14 protein-coding genes and 1 pseudogene are annotated in these 16,749 nt (G+C 68.2%); 5 read left to right on the plus strand and 10 right to left on the minus strand.

What is annotated here, in order from left to right:
* The first annotated feature begins 133 nt into the window (after positions 1 to 133).
* The 4 genes from CC117_RS29355 (at position 134) to CC117_RS29370 (ending at position 5,846) form a co-directional block, all read left to right on the plus strand.
* Positions 134 to 2,344, plus strand: a complete 2,211-nt coding sequence (locus CC117_RS29355; RefSeq protein ID WP_071090183.1) for an MMPL family transporter — start codon at positions 134 to 136, stop codon at positions 2,342 to 2,344.
* A 103-nt stretch (positions 2,345 to 2,447) separates the two neighbouring features.
* Entirely contained in the window at positions 2,448 to 3,689 is a 1,242-nt protein-coding gene (locus CC117_RS29360) for a sensor histidine kinase (RefSeq protein ID WP_071090186.1), read from the plus strand.
* A complete protein-coding gene (locus CC117_RS29365) occupies positions 3,686 to 4,366 on the plus strand; it encodes a response regulator (RefSeq protein WP_071090189.1) in 681 nt (226 codons plus the stop codon). Before CC117_RS29360 ends, CC117_RS29365 begins: the two co-directional genes overlap by 4 nt.
* A gap of 223 nt (positions 4,367 to 4,589) precedes the next feature.
* Positions 4,590 to 5,846, plus strand: a complete 1,257-nt coding sequence (locus tag CC117_RS29370) for an SGNH/GDSL hydrolase family protein (RefSeq protein WP_198542028.1) — start codon at positions 4,590 to 4,592, stop codon at positions 5,844 to 5,846.
* Here CC117_RS29370 and CC117_RS40735 read toward each other — a convergent pair.
* The 10 genes and pseudogenes from CC117_RS40735 to CC117_RS29415 form a co-directional block, all read right to left on the minus strand.
* Positions 5,728 to 6,042, minus strand: a pseudogene (locus CC117_RS40735) (cation transporter); the annotation flags it as partial. The gene CC117_RS29370 and the pseudogene CC117_RS40735 overlap by 119 nt on opposite strands.
* 164 nt (positions 6,043 to 6,206) lie before the next feature.
* On the minus strand, positions 6,207 to 7,388 hold the full coding sequence (locus CC117_RS29375) for a 3-hydroxybenzoate 6-monooxygenase (protein ID WP_071090197.1): 1,182 nt from the start codon (positions 7,386 to 7,388) through the stop codon (positions 6,207 to 6,209).
* 47 nt (positions 7,389 to 7,435) lie between these two features.
* The gene (locus tag CC117_RS29380; RefSeq protein ID WP_071090200.1) at positions 7,436 to 7,768 is read right to left on the minus strand and encodes a hypothetical protein; all 333 of its coding nucleotides are present in this window, start codon (positions 7,766 to 7,768) and stop codon (positions 7,436 to 7,438) included.
* Entirely contained in the window at positions 7,756 to 9,618 is a 1,863-nt protein-coding gene (locus tag CC117_RS29385) for an anthranilate synthase family protein (RefSeq protein WP_071090242.1), read from the minus strand. The genes CC117_RS29380 and CC117_RS29385 overlap by 13 nt, the downstream gene beginning before the upstream one ends.
* A gap of 47 nt (positions 9,619 to 9,665) precedes the next feature.
* The gene (locus CC117_RS29390) at positions 9,666 to 10,280 is read right to left on the minus strand and encodes an isochorismatase family protein (RefSeq protein WP_071090245.1); all 615 of its coding nucleotides are present in this window, start codon (positions 10,278 to 10,280) and stop codon (positions 9,666 to 9,668) included.
* Positions 10,281 to 10,335: 55 nt separating this feature from the next.
* Positions 10,336 to 11,109, minus strand: a complete 774-nt coding sequence (locus CC117_RS29395; protein ID WP_071090204.1) for a 2,3-dihydro-2,3-dihydroxybenzoate dehydrogenase — start codon at positions 11,107 to 11,109, stop codon at positions 10,336 to 10,338.
* A 40-nt stretch (positions 11,110 to 11,149) separates the two neighbouring features.
* Positions 11,150 to 13,000, minus strand: a complete 1,851-nt coding sequence (gene asnB, locus CC117_RS29400) for an asparagine synthase (glutamine-hydrolyzing) (RefSeq protein ID WP_071090207.1) — start codon at positions 12,998 to 13,000, stop codon at positions 11,150 to 11,152.
* A gap of 19 nt (positions 13,001 to 13,019) precedes the next feature.
* The gene (locus CC117_RS29405; protein ID WP_198542029.1) at positions 13,020 to 13,322 is read right to left on the minus strand and encodes a response regulator transcription factor; all 303 of its coding nucleotides are present in this window, start codon (positions 13,320 to 13,322) and stop codon (positions 13,020 to 13,022) included.
* A 426-nt stretch (positions 13,323 to 13,748) separates the two neighbouring features.
* Positions 13,749 to 14,510, minus strand: a complete 762-nt coding sequence (locus tag CC117_RS29410; protein ID WP_071090218.1) for an SDR family NAD(P)-dependent oxidoreductase — start codon at positions 14,508 to 14,510, stop codon at positions 13,749 to 13,751.
* 101 nt (positions 14,511 to 14,611) lie between these two features.
* Entirely contained in the window at positions 14,612 to 15,943 is a 1,332-nt protein-coding gene (locus CC117_RS29415; RefSeq protein WP_198542030.1) for an MFS transporter, read from the minus strand.
* Between the two features lie 320 nt (positions 15,944 to 16,263).
* Here CC117_RS29415 and CC117_RS29420 point away from each other — a divergent pair, with 320 nt between their 5' ends.
* Positions 16,264 to 16,722: an AtaL-like protein gene (locus CC117_RS29420; RefSeq protein WP_071090221.1), complete on the plus strand. Its 459-nt coding sequence runs from the start codon at positions 16,264 to 16,266 to the stop codon at positions 16,720 to 16,722.
* Positions 16,723 to 16,749 lie beyond the last annotated feature (27 nt).

A 16,749-nucleotide genomic window follows, 5' to 3' on the forward strand; every position in this document is an offset into this window, starting at 1 on the left:
TTCCCTGACTGCAGGAGACGGGCCCGCAGTACTGCGTTCTTCGTAGCCGGAAGTGCCGGCATGCGGACGACGACGGGACCCACCGGGCTCGCGCAGTCTTCTCGGGTACCCGAGAAGATGTGGAGAACCATCCGTGGCGACTTTTCTTTATCGACTGGGCCGGATCTCCTTTCAACGGCGCCGCTATGTTCTCCTGCTCTGGGTGGGGGTGCTGGCCGCTGTCGGTTTCGGCGCGRCCAGGGCTCCAGCCGCTCCGGACGACGCGTTCTCCATCCCGGGCACCGAATCCCAACGCGCGTTCGACCTGCTGGATCAGCGCTTTCCGGGCACCGGGGTGGATGGGGCGGTCGCCCGTATCGTGCTGGTCGCCCCACCGGGGCAGACGCTGACCACGCCCGAGAACCGCGCGGCGGTCGAGAAGGTCGTCACCGAGGCAACCACCAGCCCGCAGGTCGCCAGCGTCGCCAGCCCCTTCCAGGACGGGGCGGTCAGCGAGGACGCGGCGACCGCGTACGCAACGGTGTCCTATACGGCGGCCAGTGACGATCTCACCGACGCCACCAAGGTCAGCCTGCGGGACGCGGTTGCGGATGGGCAGGCCGCGGGCCTGACGGTCGAGCTCGGCGGAGACGCGTTGACGACCCGGCCCGGGGCAGGCGGAGCGACCGAGGTCGTCGGGATCGCGGTCGCCGCGCTCGTCCTGCTGCTGACCTTCGGTTCCCTGGCCGCAGCCGGCCTGCCGCTGCTGACGGCCATCGTCAGTGTCGGTGTCGGCATCGCCTCGATCATGGCCCTGGCCAGCACGCTCGGTCTGTCCTCGACCACCAGCACGCTCGCGATGATGCTCGGCCTCGCCGTCGGTATCGACTACGCCGTGTTCATCGTCTCCCGCTACCGCGAGGAGCGCGCCCGAGGGAGGTGGCCCGACGAGGCTGCGGCGATCGCGACCGGCACCGCCGGGTCATCGGTGGTGTTCGCCGGCCTCACCGTGGTGATCGCCCTGGCCGGGTTGTTCATCGTCGGGGTACCGACGCTGACCAAGATGGGCCTGGCCGCCGCCGGCACGGTGGGCATCGCCGTCCTGGTCGCGTTGACCCTGGTCCCGGCGCTGCTCGGCTTCTTCCAGCGTGCCGTCCTGCCGCGGTCTGTCCGCACGGGGCGCGCGCGGGTCTCGCGCCGCGGGCCGAACCTGGGCACCCGCTGGGCGCGGTTCGTCCTACGCCGCCCCGTGCCCGTCCTCATCCTGTCCGTACTCGCCCTGGGCGCGATCGCTCTGCCGGTCCTGGACCTGCGTCTGGGCACCGCCGGTGACGAGGCGAAACCCACCTCCACCACCGAGCGCCGCGCCTACGACGACCTCGCCCGCGGCTTCGGGCCGGGTTTCAACGGCCCGTTGACCATCGTGGTCGACGCGGCAGGCTCCACCGACCCGCAGGCGGCGGTCACGACGATCGCCCAGCAGATCGGCGCCACCCCGGGTGTCGTCTCCGTCTCGGCCGCCCRGTTCAACAGCCCAGGTGACACCGCGGTGTTCACCGCCGTACCCGCTACCGGCCCGAGCGAGGCGGCGACCAAGGACCTCGTCCACACCATCCGTGCCGGACGCGCCGCGAGCACCTCCGCGACCGGCGCAACCTTCCAGGTCACCGGCTCCACCGCGGTGAACATCGACGTCGCCMAGAAGGTGCAGGACGCGCTCGTCCCCTACCTCGCGGTCGTGGTGGGCCTGGCGTTCCTGCTTCTGCTCGTGTTGTTCCGCTCGGTCCTCGTCCCCCTCAAGGCCGCCTCCGGATTCCTGCTCTCGGTCCTCGCCGCCCTCGGAGCAGTGGTCGCGGTCTTCCAGTGGGGCTGGTTCTCGGACCTCATCGGCCTCAACCAGACCGGGCCGATCATGAGCCTGATGCCGATCTTCATGGTAGGCATCGTCTTCGGACTCGCGATGGACTACGAGGTCTTCCTCGTCGCCCGGATACGCGAGGCCTACGTCCACGGTGAGAACGCCGAGGACGCGATCATCTCCGGGTTCGGGTACAGCGCGCGCGTCGTGGCCGCCGCCGCGCTGATCATGATGGCGGTCTTCTCCGGTTTCATCGGCGCCAGCGAACCCATGATCAAAATGATCGGATTCGGCCTTGCCACCGCGGTACTCCTCGACGCGTTCGTCGTCCGCATGACCCTCGTCCCCGCTGTCCTCGCCCTGCTCGGCGACCGGGCCTGGTGGATTCCGCGCCGCCTCGACCGGGTACTGCCCCACATCGACGTCGAAGGCGAAAAACTGCGCCAGCCGGCCCCCTCTACAGCCGCCAGCCCTGCGGGCCGCGCCGCCCTGGAATCCGCACCGTAAGGTGAGCACTTCCTTCCGAAGATCATCCTTGCGCGACACCGCGACCCTCTGGGCAGGGCCCGTAGCGGGGGCGCCACGGCCCGGCGTCCGATAGGAGCCCGTTATGGCGATCGCCAGCCGCTGGCGGCAGATCCAGAATCACCACCGCACACGCACCGTGGTGATTGCTTTCCTGGCCTTTCTCGCCGCCGGTCCCGCCGGTGTACTCAATCCGCGATACGTGCGCCATGACACTGTCCCGTGGCCCGAGGTGATCCTCGCCGCCGTTGCCTGCACGGCGCTGTTCTGGCACGAACGCCACCCCCGCGCCACCGCCGCGGTGGCTATCGCCTGCACCCTTGTCCTCGCTGGCCTGGGTTATCTCCTCACCTCGCTGATGATCGCCCCGGCGATGGTGGCTGTCTACTGGCTGTCCGTCCAGACCGACCGCAGAACCACCCTGACCTTCGTCATCCCGACCTGTGTGCTGATGGTCGCAACGGCGCTGATCGCCGATCCCGACGAATACCCCGTGGAGCTCAAGACCATCGGCCCGACCGCCTGGATACTGATGGCCGCGTCACTCGGCGGCGCACGACGGATCAAGCAGGACTATCTCGACGCCGTCCAGACCCGCGCGGAGTACGCCGACCGCACCCGCGAGGCCGAAGCCCACCGCCAGGTGGCCGCCGAACGCACCCGCATCGCCCGCGAACTCCACGACGTCGTCGCCCACCACATCACCCTCGCCCACGCCCAGGCCGGCACCGCCGCACACCTCGCCCGCACGCGCCCCGACCAGACCCAACAGATTCTCGCCGACATCACCACCACGACCTCGACAGCCCTGCGCGACCTCAATGYCACCGTCGGGCTCCTCCGCGACGGGGACGGGGGCGATGCCCCTCTGGAGCCAGCCCCCTCACTCGCCCAGCTCCCCGGCCTTGCCCGCGCGTTCACCGCCGCCGGACTCACCGTCACCGTCAACATCCGGGGCGACCGACCCGTTCTCTCCCCGGGCGTCGACCTCACGGCCTACCGGATCGCGCAGGAAGCACTCACCAACGCCGCGAAGTACTCCACCACCGACAACGCATGTGTCGACATCACCTACGCACCCAACAGCGTGACCCTGATGGTCATCAATGATGTCGAGGGGAAAGGGCCTGCGCACGGCGGCGGCCGACGGGACGTCATGAGCTCGATACCGTCCTCGAACAGTGGATTCGGCCTGATCAACATGCGTGCGCGGGCACTGTCCATCGGCGGGCATCTCGAAGCCGGATACCATCCCGAAGTCGGCTTCCACGTCACCGCTGTCCTGCCACTACATCCCAGAAACGCGATTGGCGTGGAAGGCTCATGACTATCCGCGTCCTGCTCGCCGACGACCAGACCCTGCTACGGGCGACCTTCCGGATGCTGATCGACTCATGCGCCGACATGAAGGTCATAGCCGAGGCGGCGGACGGGGCGGATGCCGTTGCCGCGACCCGCGAGCATCGTCCGGATGTCGTGGTCATGGACATCCGGATGCCCGGCACTGACGGACTCGCCGCCACCGCCACCATCTGCGGCGACGAGGCCCTGGCTGCCACCCGCGTCCTCATCCTCACCACATTCGAGATCGACGAGTATGTCGCCCGGGCACTTCACGCCGGGGCCAGCGGCTTCCTCGGCAAGGACGTCGGGGCGGACGAACTCCTCGCTGCCATCCGAACCGTCGCCGAAGGTGACGCTCTCCTTTCCCCCACGGCCACCCGCGCGCTCATCACCCGGTTCCTCGCCCTCCCCGCACCCACAGCGACCGCCCGGGCCATCCCCGCTGCCCTTGCGACGCTCACTGCTCGGGAGCGCGAGATCCTGGTGCTGGTCGCCGAAGGCTACTCGAATCAGGACATTGCCCGTCACCTGGTGATCAGCCCACTGACTGCCCGCACCCACGTCCACCGGGCCATGGCAAAGCTCGATGCCCGTGACCGGGCGCAACTGGTCGTCATCGCCTACCAGTCCGGCCTGCTACAACGCACCCCGCCAGACTGACTGCCGCAGAGTCTCGCACCGGTTTTCCGCCACCGCGCGCTCGATCGGCCGGCCATTTCCCGCAAACACCCGTGAGGCCCTCCTGGGATCGGCCTTCCTTCCGGCCCGCATCCCGTCATTCATGACCATCCTCTCGATCACCTGTGCGGGTCGTTGCCGTCGCGTGACGCAACGAGAACGACATCTGATCCGGTCCTGCTGGTTCACCTTCTCGCTTTGACTCATGCCGACGCATCCGTTCGTGCGCGGCCAGAATCATCATTCCGATGCCGTCGACGCCGCAGACGGCGAACTGGACTCGAATTCTCCAGCCATCCTGGGATCCCCACGATCCAATTCCGAGAAGATCTTTGTGGGACGAAGGAAAGAGGCAATGATGAACGTTCTTCTGCGTGCCGGTGTGGTCTGCGTACTCGCGTGCGGCACCCTGATCGCCGCGGTCAGCCCCGGCCACTACAACGACAGTTCAGATCCCATAGCGGGAGCCGCGGCGCTATCGGAGGAAACGACGGCAGCGGATCCGGAGGCGACAACGCCGGCAGTGTCGACTCGGACACCGGCTCGAGCTCTGGCAGCTGGGGCATACGTCGCCATGGGCGACTCCTACACCGCCGGCCCTCGAATTCCTAGTCAGATCGGCGAACCCGGCGGCTGCGATCGCTCGGACCGCAACTACCCGGCGCTGATCGCCGAGCAACTGGATATCAGTAAAGGCGACTTCGCAGATGTGAGCTGTTCCGGGGCAACAATCGCCGACCTGTCCTCACCTCAGACCACCAGGGACGGTGTCAACCCGGCCCAGTTCACTGCCCTTTCCGCCGAAACGCGACTGGTCACGATCGGTATCGGCGGCAACGACATCGGATTCACGTCGCTGATCAAGCAGTGTGTCCGGGCTGGCGTGCTCTTCAACGCGCTCGCCGGCGGTGTCTCGAACGACGCGCCCTGCAAGAGGAGGTACGTCGCCTCCGGAACCGACAGGGTGCGCGAGCAGATCCGGGCAGCCGGGCAGAAGCTGGCCGTCGCACTCGATGAGATCCCACGCCGGGCGCCGCACGCCGACGTCTACCTCGTGGGATATCCAGCGATCCTCCCTGCCGACGGCCTCGGTTGTGCACGCACCATGGGACTCGCGAACGGTGACATCACTTACCTGCGACAGAAGGAGCTGGAGCTCAACACGATGCTGCAACGGCAGGCGGACACGGCCGGTGCCCGGTACATCGACACCTACACCCCCTCCGTCGGCCACGAGGCCTGCTCGGCGAGGAACACCCGCTGGATTGAGCCGCTGCTTCCCCTCAACCCCGCCGCCTCCGTCCACCCCAACGAACGTGGCGAACGCGGCATGGCCGACGCCGTTATCCGGGGGCTCTGCTGCACAGGTCGAGGCGGGGGCGAACCTTCGACCTTCCGTTCTTCAGGCTCAACATCGGCCCCGGCGCGCATTCGGTGGYGGCCCAGGTCATCGACCAGCTGAGAGTGGCGTTGAGGAGTAGACCCGCGAGCAGGACCGCGGAGAGACAGGTACACAGCAGCGTCTGCTTCGAATCCGCCACCGCCGACGCGGAACCGAGTTCCCGGCCGGCGCGGCGCTGGGCGGCGGACAGGAAGGGCATCACCACCAGCGACACCGCAGCGAGGACGATCCCGGGCACCGAACCCTCCGCAGCACCGCCTTCGGGATCTTGCTGGGCACGATCGGTCTGTTCGGCGGTGGCATCGTTTCGTTGGTCTGCCGCCGAGCCTGAGGCAAGCGCCGCGAACGCGAACGCAAGCCCGCCGCCCGGATCCGCGCATACACGGCGAGCCTTGAACTTCTTTATCGGCTTGAACTTCTTTATCGGCTTGACTGCGGAGAGAAGCCATGCAACCAGTCGACCCGGTCGTACAGGTCGGCGACGGACAAGGAGGAGAGGACGGCGTTGCGGGCGCGAGCCTCGTCTCCAGCCGGGTGGTACAGGCGGGTGCCCATCTCGCGTGCGACGAGCTGCGCCCTGGCTGTGCGGTCACGGCGCTCGGCGGCGTACTTCTCCAGGSGTGGGCCGATGTTCTCACCGTCGCAGTCGAGGAACGCGCCCAGGATGACGGCGTCCTCCAGAGCCATGCAGGCGCCCTGAGCCGCGTACTGCAGCATGGGGTGGGCGGCGTCGCCAAGCAGGGCCACCCGGCCGTCGGTCCAGGTGCTCACCGGATCACGGTCGCACAGAACCCAGGTTCTCCAGTCCTGCCCGAGCTCCAGCAGCCGGCGGCTCGTTCTGCCCAGACCGGGGAACTCCCCCAGGACCTGCGAACGTTCGGCCGGCTCACCGGACACGACCTGGGTTGCACCGTCATCGCGGACGGCGGCCAGGTTCAGGTACTTCCCGCCTCCGATCGCGTAGTGGATGAAGTGCCACCTGGGACCGGCCCACAGCGTCACAGCGTTCCAGCGCAGATCCTCGGGCACCTTCGCCATGGGGATCACGGAGCGGTAGATGGTGTGACCGGACACCCGGGGCTCGCCGTCGCCGACAAGCCGCGCTCGGATCACCGAGCGGATGCCATCCGCGCCGATCAGCGCGTCGCCGGTGATGGGGGAACCATCCTGTGTTCTGACCGTGACCTGGGACAGGCTCTGGGCGTAGCCGGTCACCGCCGCACCGGATACCAGTTCGACCTGCTGCGCGGCCCGGCAGGCGCGTAGGAGGGCCTCGTACAGGTCACCGCGGTGAACCACCGTGTATGGATTCCCGAACCGGGCGCGGTACGCCTCGGTGAGCGGCATGCGGGCGACACACTCGCCGGTCGTACCGTCCATGAAACGCAGCTCGTCGATGTAGACGGCACTGGCGCGGACCGCTGATCCCACGCCGAGAGAATCCAGTGCCCGGAACGCATTGGGTGCCAGCTGAATGCCTGCGCCCAGCTCTTCGAAGGCCGGTTGACGTTCGAGGACGACAACCTGGTGGCCGTTGCGCGCGATGCTCAGCGCGGCGGCCAACCCACCGATGCCGCCGCCGGCGACGATGATCCTCGTCATGGTGTGCTAGAAGTCCCTTTCGTGTTTTCCGCGGGCAAATTCCTGGTTCAACCTTCCAGAGCGAGCCCGCGTCCCGGGAGGGATGCCAGCGGGTGCGGGCCTTCCACCGTTGCTTCGACGTCGAAGGCACCACCGAAGGTCGCGGGGAAGCCGATGAGTTCAGCGGCCCGCGGCGTGAGCGGCGCCGCGGCGGCCTCGGCGGTCTCCCACAGGAGCACCGCGCCCCAGCGCTGCCGCGCCGTGTCCGAGATCCAGATCTTCAGCCGCAGTCCCGAAACACGGCTGAACCGATCCACCGCCTCATCCCGCAGGTAGGTCCGCAGGGATTCCACTGTCTGGCCGGAGCCGGCGAGATCCCACCACACGATCACCGCGTGCATGAACGCAGCACCTCGATGGCCAGCGAAGCAGTGATGTCCACCCCGTTGCGGGACAACAGCGACTCCGCGTGGAACTGCAGAGATGCAAGGCCGTTGCTGCGCATTGCGTGCACCTCGCCGGTCTCCGGGTCACGGCAGATCTCGACGATTCCGCGGGACGGATGCTCGATCTTGTCGGCGTCGGACCGCGCGGCGAACGTGTTGTAGAAGCCGACCCGTTCCCGCCGCCCGAAGAAGTCGATCTCGCGCTGCACTCCCTGGTTGGGCACATCGCGGCGGACCAGTGGCAGTCCGAGCAGGGTGGCGAGAATCTGATGGCTCAGGCACACCGCGAGGAACGGCTGTCTTGCGGCCAGCAGACGGTCGATCGTGTCACGCAGATGGGCGATCTTCGGGTCGTCCGCCACGCGGGGATCGCCGGGACCGGGGCCCATCACCACCAGGTCGTGGGCCTCGATGTCGTACGGCTCGTCGAACCGACGCACGGTCACCCGCATGCCCAGTGAGGAGAGCTGGTGCGCGATCATCGAGGTGAAGGTGTCCTGGGCGTCCACGACGAGCACGTTGCGCCCGGCCAGCTCGTCGACGGTTCGCTCGCGGGGGCGTCCGGCATCCCGCAGCCAGAAGTGCGCTATGGACTCGTTGCGTTGCGCGAGCGCGCTGAGAACCTGCGGTGACGTGGCAAARCCGGGCGATCCGGCATCGTCCAGCGCCGAGAGCAGCCCGGCCGCCTTCGCCCGGGTCTCGGCGACCTCGTGATCCGGATGGGAGTGGCGCACCAGCGTGGCACCGACGCTGATCCGCATCCGCCCGGAGCGGTCGATGTCGGCAGTACGGATCAGGATCGCCGAATCGAGGGAGCGGGACCCTGCCTCGTCGCGGCCGATCAGGGCCGCGACACCGCTGTAGTAGCCCCGGCCGGCCGACTCGTACCGGCTGATCACCTTCGCCGCGCTCTCCAGCGGGGAGCCGGTGACGGTGGGCGCGAACATGGTCTCCCGCAGAATGTCGCGCACATCGCGCGTCGTGCGGCCTTCGATGAAGTACTCGGTGTGGGCGAGGCGCGCCATCTCCTTGAGGTGGGGGCCGGTCACCCGGCCACCCGCCTCGCAGATCCGGGACATCATCTTCAGTTCCTCGTCGACGACCATGTAGAGCTCATCGGTCTCTTTGGGGTCGTTGAGGAAGCTCAGTACTCCGGCCAGCGTCGGGCCGCTGGCCGGATAGCGGTAGGTGCCGCTGATCGGGTTCATCACGGCGGTACCGTCGCGCAGGCTCACATGCCGCTCGGGGGTCGCCCCGACAAAGGTGCGGGCGCCGGTGTGGACGAGGAAGGTCCAGTAGGCACCGACCTCACGTTCCAGCAGGCGCCGAAAGAACGCCAGGCCCGCGGCAGGGGTGAAATCAGTGATGTCCGCGGTGAACGACCGTTTGATGACGAAGTTGGCGCCCTTGCCGGTGCCGATCTCGTCGGCGACAACCCGGCGCACCACCGAGGCGTAGGCCTCGTCGTCCGTGTCGAAACGGCCCCCGGAGAAGGACACCGGCATATCGGGCAACCGGCGCCGGATCTCGGCGAGCGGGAGTACACCCTGCTCGCGTACCCGGAGGATCAGCAGTGACTCGCCGTCATCGATGGCGGTGAACCCGCGTTCGGCAATCTGCCGGTAGGGCACGAGGACGAGTACCTCATGCCGAGTACCCACCCCCCGGTAAGCCTCGTCCACCAGCGGTATGCCGACCAGCGAGTCGCACTCGGAGACCTCCCCGATCAGCAGGTCCACCTCACCGGGGCCGGTGGTGTCCGGCCGGTACAGCAGCGCGAAGGCAGGCGGTCGCTCGGCAAGCATCCTGTCCAGCAGCCCGGTGTCCGCGACGGCGCCCGGCGCCCGGCCGATCACCGGTCGGCCTCGATGCCCATGAGTAGTTCCTTGGTCGTCGCCACCCGGGCGCAACGTTCGGCCGCGTAGCGCAGCGTCATCCGGTGGTAGTCGGCGGAGAAGTCCGCGACCGCGTCAGCGGCCAGGAAGGGCTGGACATCATGGCTGAAGGCGTCCACCGCGGTCATCAGGACCCCGACGTGGGCGTAGACGCCACAGACGATGAGCTGGTCACGACCGGCAGCGCGCATCCGGGTCAGGAGATCGGTACGGAGGAACGCGCTGTAGCGCCACTTGGTGAGCATCCAGTCCAGCGAGGCGGGCGCAAGCTCGTCCACCACCTGCCGGTCCTCGGGCGACGTCTGCATGCCYGATCCCCAGAAGTCACGCAGCAGGCCACGCTGTTCRTCGCTCATGCCGCCGGGCTGGGCGCTGTAGGCCACGGGGATCCCGGCCGCGACGCACCGTTCGCGCAGCAGAGCCGCGTTGCGCACCAGCGGCCCCCCGGGTGACTCGGTACGCGCGAACGGTCGCAGGAAGTAGCGCTGCATGTCATGCACCAGCAGCACGGCACGCCGTCGGTCGGGAACCCAGGAGACCGCGACCGGTGGGAGGTCGCCTTCGGTCGGCATCGGATAGGCGTCGATGGGCGGGATGCCTCGGGTGCTGTTCTTCACCGGATTCTCCTCAGTGGACACCGAGCGTCGCCCCACCGTCCACGGTCAGGCTGTGCAGGGTGATGTGGCTGGCCTCGTCGGACAGCAGGAAGGCGACGGCGTCGGCGACGTCGTGGGGCCGGGCGACCTTGCCGAGGGGGATTCCGACGCGGAAGGCCGAGGGGGTGCCGGTGACCGATGCGCGCACGGCCATGTCGCCGTCATGCATGCCATGCAGCATCGGCGTGTCGGTGGATCCCGGGGCGACGAGATTGCATCGGATACCGAACTGGGCGACCTCCAGGCCGAGGCACCTGGTGAAAGCACTCACCGCCGCCTTGGATGCCGCATACGCGGCCATCTCGGCACGGGCGGTGCCCGCCGCGTTCGAGGCGATCGTGACCACCGCACCGCCGCCCCGTGGCACCATCCGGTTGACCACCGCGCGGGACATGTAGAAGACGCCGGTGGCGTTGACCCTGAAGGTCTCGGCCCAGTCCTCGTCGGTGAGCTTGCGGGCCTCCCCCAGCCGCAACACACCCGCGGCGTTGACCAGGTAGTCCAGCGGGCCGACRCTCTCCTCGGCCTCCGGGACGGCCCGCTCGACATCGGCGCTCGACGTGACGTCGACAGACACGCCGGTCACCCGTAGTCCCTCGGCCCGCAGCCTCCCCACGGACTCCGACAGCCGGGCGGTGTTCACGTCCAGCGCGGCCACCCGGACGCCGCGTTCCGCCAAGGTGCGCACGACGGCTTCGCCGATGCCTCCGGCCGCACCGGTGACCAGGGCGCTCCTGTCCTCCATTGGCTGTTCCTCCATTACGCCCGGCGGTCGGCCCGATCTCTCAGAAGGCGATCCGGACGCCGTATTCGGTCACCCAGGTGTTGAACTCGATCAGCCGCTCGAGCACGGCGCGCGCGCCCCAGGGACCTCCCATCGCGTACGAGCCGACGGGTCGGTCGAGCAGCCTGCGCACCTCGCGCTCGGAAACAATGCCCAGCACGGGGGCGCCGGGGCGGAGAATCGCCTCGGCCTTCTGGCGAAGGGCCAGTTCGTAGTTCCGGTCCTGGGTAGAGGGGTAGGGATTCTTCTTGCGGTCCAGAACCGATTCGGGCAGGATTCCGCGCATCGCCGCGCGCAGCAGGCTCTTCTCCCGCCCGTCGAAGGTCTTCATCGACCAGGGCACGTTGTAGACGTATTCGACCAGCCGGTGATCGGTGAACGGCACCCGGACCTCCAGGCTGGCCGCCATGCTGATCCGGTCCTTGCGGTCGAGGAGGAAATTCTCCCAGCGCGTTATGTTGAGATAGCTGAGCTCCCGCATCCGGGCCTCGAGTCCGGTCTCTCCGGGCAGCCGGGGCACCTCCTCCAGCGCATCGGTGTAGCGCAGCTTGACGTAGTTGGTGAGGTCCAGCCGGTCCCACAGCCCGAGTTCGCGCAGCGCGCCGATGCCACCCGCCTGCTCGAAGGGGTGATGCCAGGGGAAGCTGTCGAGCTCGACGGCCTCGCGATCGTGGAACCAGGTGTAACCGCCGAAGAGCTCGTCGGCCGCCTCACCCGACAGCGCCACCGTCATGCGCTCTCGGAGCGCGCGGCACAGCAGTAGCAGGGAGTACTCCATGTCGCCGGTGGACACGGGCAGGTCCTGGGCGCGCAGCACCGCGGCGCGGACCTCGGGCGCGAGGATGTCCTCGTTGTGCAGCTCGACGATGACGTGCTCGGCGCCGACCTTCGCGGCCACCTCGACGGCGAACGGGGTGTCCGGATCCTCCCACTGCACATTCGACTCGAAGCGTTGCTCGTGCCCGACGAAGTCCACGGAGTAGGCCTGGAGGGGCTCCGTGATGCCGCGCCTGGCGCGGGCCGCCGCGGCGAGAGCGGTGACGGCGCTGGAGTCCAGGCCTCCGGAGAGCAGCGTGCCGACGGTGACGTCGRCGACGAGCTGCCGTTCGACGATGTCCTCCAGCAGTGACCGCACCCGCGTCACCGTGGTGTCCAGGTCGTCGGTATGTGCTCGCGCCTCAAGCGTCCAGTAGGCCTGCGCGCTGCTGCCCGCGCGGGAGAAACGAAGCACCGTGGCCGGCAGCACCTCGTGCATACCGCGGAACACCGCCTGCCCGGGCGTCTTGACGATACTGAAGATCTCTCGCAGGCCGTCGACATCCACGACGGCCTCGACCTCGTCGTGGGCCAGGATCACCTTCGGCTCGGAACCGAAGATCACTCCGTCGGCGGTGGGATAGTAGTAAAGCGGTTTGACGCCCATGCGGTCGCGGACCAGCAGCAGTTCCTCGATGCGCGGATCCCAGATCGCGAGCGCGTAGATGCCGTTGAGCCGTTCGGCGAAGGCAGCACCCCACTCGAGGTAGGAACGCAGCACCACCTCGGTATCRCTGGACGTGTGGAACAGGTGGCCCCGGGAACGCAACTGGTCCCGCAGCTCCCGAAAGTTGTAGACCTCACCGGTGTAGGTGATGACCGGCTGCCCGCCATCGTCGGCGGCTGCCATCGGCTGCCRTCCGCCCGCCGGGTCGATGACTGCGAGCCGCCGGTGGCCGAGCAGCGCGTGCCTCGACGTCCACAGGCCGCCCGCGTCGGGACCGCGGCAGACCATCGTCTCGGTCATYGCCCAGGCCAGGACAGTCGCGCCGGTCAGATCCCGTCCGTAACTCACCCAGCCGGCAAGGCCRCACATAGGAATCAGGTCCTTTCGCTCAACGCAGGCGGACGGTCAGAGGAGGCGCTTCGTCGTGGAGCAGCACATGCCGGGTCAGCTGGACACGACTGGAGACATCGAGCTTGGYGAACGCGTTGCGTACATGCGTGTTCACGGTGTGTGGCGAGATCGCCAGTTCCTCGGCTACGGCGCGGTTACTCATTCCAAGCGCGACCAGACGCGCCACCTGCAGTTCGGCTGGCGTCAGAGAGCCCCAGCCTGACCGAGGCTGGTTCGGATGTGTTCGTCGGGCCGCCCTGAATTTCTGCATGGAGCCGCTTTCCTTCTTCAGGAGATACAAGGTCAGACCACTGTTCCGGCTCTTACGGTAGGTTTTTCGTCTATTTCGTACCGCTACCGAAATGCTAGCCCTGCGGTCGGCGCGACGGCAAAACCGAAGGGCCGACCTAGTCAGGGCCGGCAGACAAGGTCAGGACCTTCCGACAACATCAGCTGTCGGAAGAATCACTATCTCCACGAAAGAAGGCCGGCTGTGCTGGACCGCGTCCGGAGCAGGGGGTTGTCGGCGCTCCGCCCGGATTTTCTGGACGCCGGCGGAGAATGTCACCCGGGGTGGACCTCGTCAGGTTTCCCGGCGGTGAGGCAGGCCCGGGTCGGGGCCGGGCGGGCAGACGAAAAGAGGGGACCCCGGCCATCCGGGTCCCCTCTGTCCAGCCGGTAGGGCGGCTGACCTGCCAGGTGGGTCGGCACGAGGCCGACCGGGCGATCAGGCGGTGGCGCCACCGTCAATCACGTGGTCATGACCGACGACGTAGCTCGATTCGTCCGAGGCCAGCCACAGCACGGCGTTGGCGATCTCCTGTGGGTCGGCGACCCGACCGAGCGGCACGGTCGGCGCGAGGCGGGCGTCACGCTGCTCGCGGTTCTCGCCCGGCAGGTAGGACATCGGGGTGTCGATCGGGCCGGGGCTGATCGAGTTGATACGCACCCCCTGCCCGATGTACTCCAGCGCGGCGGTGCGGGTCAGGAAGCTGACTCCCGCCTTGGAGGTCGAGTAGGCGCTCATCCCGGCCAGGCGCCAGTGGGCGCCCAGGTTGGAGGCGGTGTTGACGATGGTGCCACCGCCGTTGGCGGCCAGGTACGCGGTCTCGTACTTCAGGGCGAGGAAGATGCCGGTCAGATTGACCGCAAGAACCCGGTTCCACACGTCCTCGTCGTGCTCGCCGACCGGTGTGCCGCCGCCGAGAATGCCGGCGTTGTTGAACGCGACGTCCAGGCGACCGTGGCGGGCGACCGCTGTGTCCACCATGGCCTGCACGCTCTCGGAGCTGGTGACATCGACGACGATGCCGGAGGCCTTCCCGCCGCCGGCATCGATCAGCCTGACGGTCTCCTTCGCGGAGCTCTCGTTGACGTCGGCGACGGCGACGGTCGCGCCCTCGTTCGCGAACGACAGGGCGGCGGTCCGGCCCAGTACCCCGCCGGCACCGGTGACAAGAACTACCTTGTCGGTGAAACGTGCGGCCATGGCGCAACTCCTTCTTGGTAGGGCTGACGAAAAAAACGGGCAGGTGATAAAGGAGGCAGGTGATAAAGGAGGCAGGTGACACGGATTCGGTGCTGGTGGATTCAGCCGGGTAAGCTGATTCCGGCCGCGACGGTCCTGCGCCGGAGCAGGACAAGCCCGGAGGCGACGAGCAGTGTGATCGCCGCGACGCCGAAGGCGAAGCCGTAGCCACGAGCGCTCGCACCACCGCCGGTTCCGGCCGCATGCGCGGCGGCCAGCGGTACGAGGACCGCCAGCCCGATCGGCGGGCCGATCTCCATGGCGGTGTTCACAATGCCTCCCGCCAGGCCTGCCTCCCGCGCCGACGTCCCCGACACGGCCCAGACGGTCGCGCCGGAGAAGGCGAAGCCCGCGCCGACCGGCATGAGCGTCATGCCGACTGCCAGCAGGCCCGCGTAGGAGGAGGTCTCCTCCAGCCGGCTCAGCAGGCCCATCCCGGCAGCCGCCAGGGCAAGCCCGACGGCCGTCAGGGTGTCCGTCCCCCACCGGCGTGCGGCCCAGCCGCCGGTCGCCGCGGTGAACAGCACCGCGAGAACGGGCGGGATGAACGCCGCCGAGGTGCGCAGTGGTGAATAGCCCAGCGTCCGCTGGAAGAACAACGCCAGGATGAAAAAGTAGGAAGCCATCGCGGCGGCGGTCAGACAGATGGCGAGCAGCGCAGTCAGCCGCCGGGTCGAGGCCAGCAGCACGGGGGGAACGAGCGGGTGGGGTGACCGCGCCTGGGTCACCGCGAACACGGAGAGCACGGCTGCGCCGATACCGATCCAGAGCCACTCCCGTTCACCGAGGCCGAAGATGAACGAGGTCAGCCCGGCGGTGATGAGCAGAGCACCACGCACGTCCAGCCGACCACCCTGCCGTTTCTGGCCGGCCGGCAGCAACGGCGCGCAGAGCACGATCACCGCGGAGACGACGGCCGGCGCGACGAACACCCAGCGCCAGTGCACCCAGGAGAGGATCACCCCGGAGAGGACGGTGCCCGAGCTCGCGCCGATGCTCGCGAGAACACCCCAGACCGCCAGGGCCCGGGTCCGGCGGGCCTGGTCCGGGAAGACGGAGCTGAGCAGTGCCATGGCGGACGGCGCGGCGAGGGCGGCACCACCGCCCTGCGCGAAGCGCGCGGCTGCCAGGACCCACAGCGTGGTGGCGGCCGCGGCGACGAGTGAGGCGGCGCCGAAGGCGATCACTCCGGCGATGAACACCGCCCGGTGCCCGAGAAGATCGGCCAGCCGGCCGYCGAGGACCAGCAGCCCACCGAACGAGAGGCTGTAGGCGGAGGTGGCGAACACCAGGTCGGTGTCACTCAGGCGCAGATCGTGCTGGATCGCCGGGAGCGCCACGGTGATGACGGTGATGGTCGCGATCAGGACGATCTGAACGGCGCCAAGGATCACGAAGCACAGCCTGGGTCGCGAGGTACTCGGTGGAGCCGTGCCGGATGAGGCGTCCGCGGTGAGGGTTTCCATAGTAGACCATCCATTCCACTATGGGGCCGCGATGCGGTGCGGTCTCCCTGGGGCGACGGTGATCGCAAGCTATCACGATCTATAACGATCGGTCTAGAGAGCCATGCGGGCCTGTCGCGACAGGGCCCCATCCGCCCGCATCCTGCCTGGCGGGCGGACCACCGGCATCGCATGTTCATGCGATGTGCCGGCCCTGCCGGCCGCGAAAGACTCCTGACGTCACTGGGAGAGCAGGAAGGCAGGGCCGCATGGCCACGCTCAGTTGGACACTCGCCGTCGCCGGACCGGGTGACGACCCGTTCAGGCCGGACGCCGACCAGGTCTGGGAAGGGCTGGTTCACAAGTCGGAGCACCCGAGCCCGTACGTGCCCGCGGTGACCGCCTGCCGCGTTCTGGAACGCTACTCGGACGGCTTCCTCCGGGAGATCACCGTCCGCGACACGGAGCGGGTGCGGGAGCGCGTGACCTTCGAGGATCACAGGCGGGTGGTCTTCCAGCCGCTCAACGACCCGTGCATCGCCAAGATCGTCAACGAGCTCGGCCGGGACGACGAGGGCCTTCCCACCCTGAGCCTCCGCGTCACCCTCAGCCCGGCCGGGGTGGAGAAGGCGGAACAGACCCGCTATTTCCGCCACGAGACGGAGCGCTACTTCTCGGATGCCCTCCGATTCATCGTCGAGGGCCTCGTCCAGCGCTGCACCCGCTGATCGCCGGCGCACGCACCAGTCGATCAC

Origin of the sequence: Parafrankia colletiae (assembly GCF_001854655.1) — a bacterium.
In the GTDB taxonomy this organism is placed as follows: domain Bacteria; phylum Actinomycetota; class Actinomycetes; order Frankiales; family Frankiaceae; genus Parafrankia; species Parafrankia colletiae.

Bases quoted from the DNA above. Each gene is read 5' to 3' on its own strand.
- CC117_RS29365 (WP_071090189.1), top strand. From the start codon at position 3,686: ATGACTATCCGCGTCCTGCTCGCCGACGACCAGACCCTGCTACGGGCG.
- CC117_RS29380 (WP_071090200.1), bottom strand. From the start codon at position 7,768: ATGCACGCGGTGATCGTGTGGTGGGATCTCGCCGGCTCCGGCCAGACA.
- CC117_RS29410 (WP_071090218.1), bottom strand. From the start codon at position 14,510: ATGGCCGCACGTTTCACCGACAAGGTAGTTCTTGTCACCGGTGCCGGC.
- CC117_RS29420 (WP_071090221.1), top strand. From the start codon at position 16,264: ATGGCCACGCTCAGTTGGACACTCGCCGTCGCCGGACCGGGTGACGAC.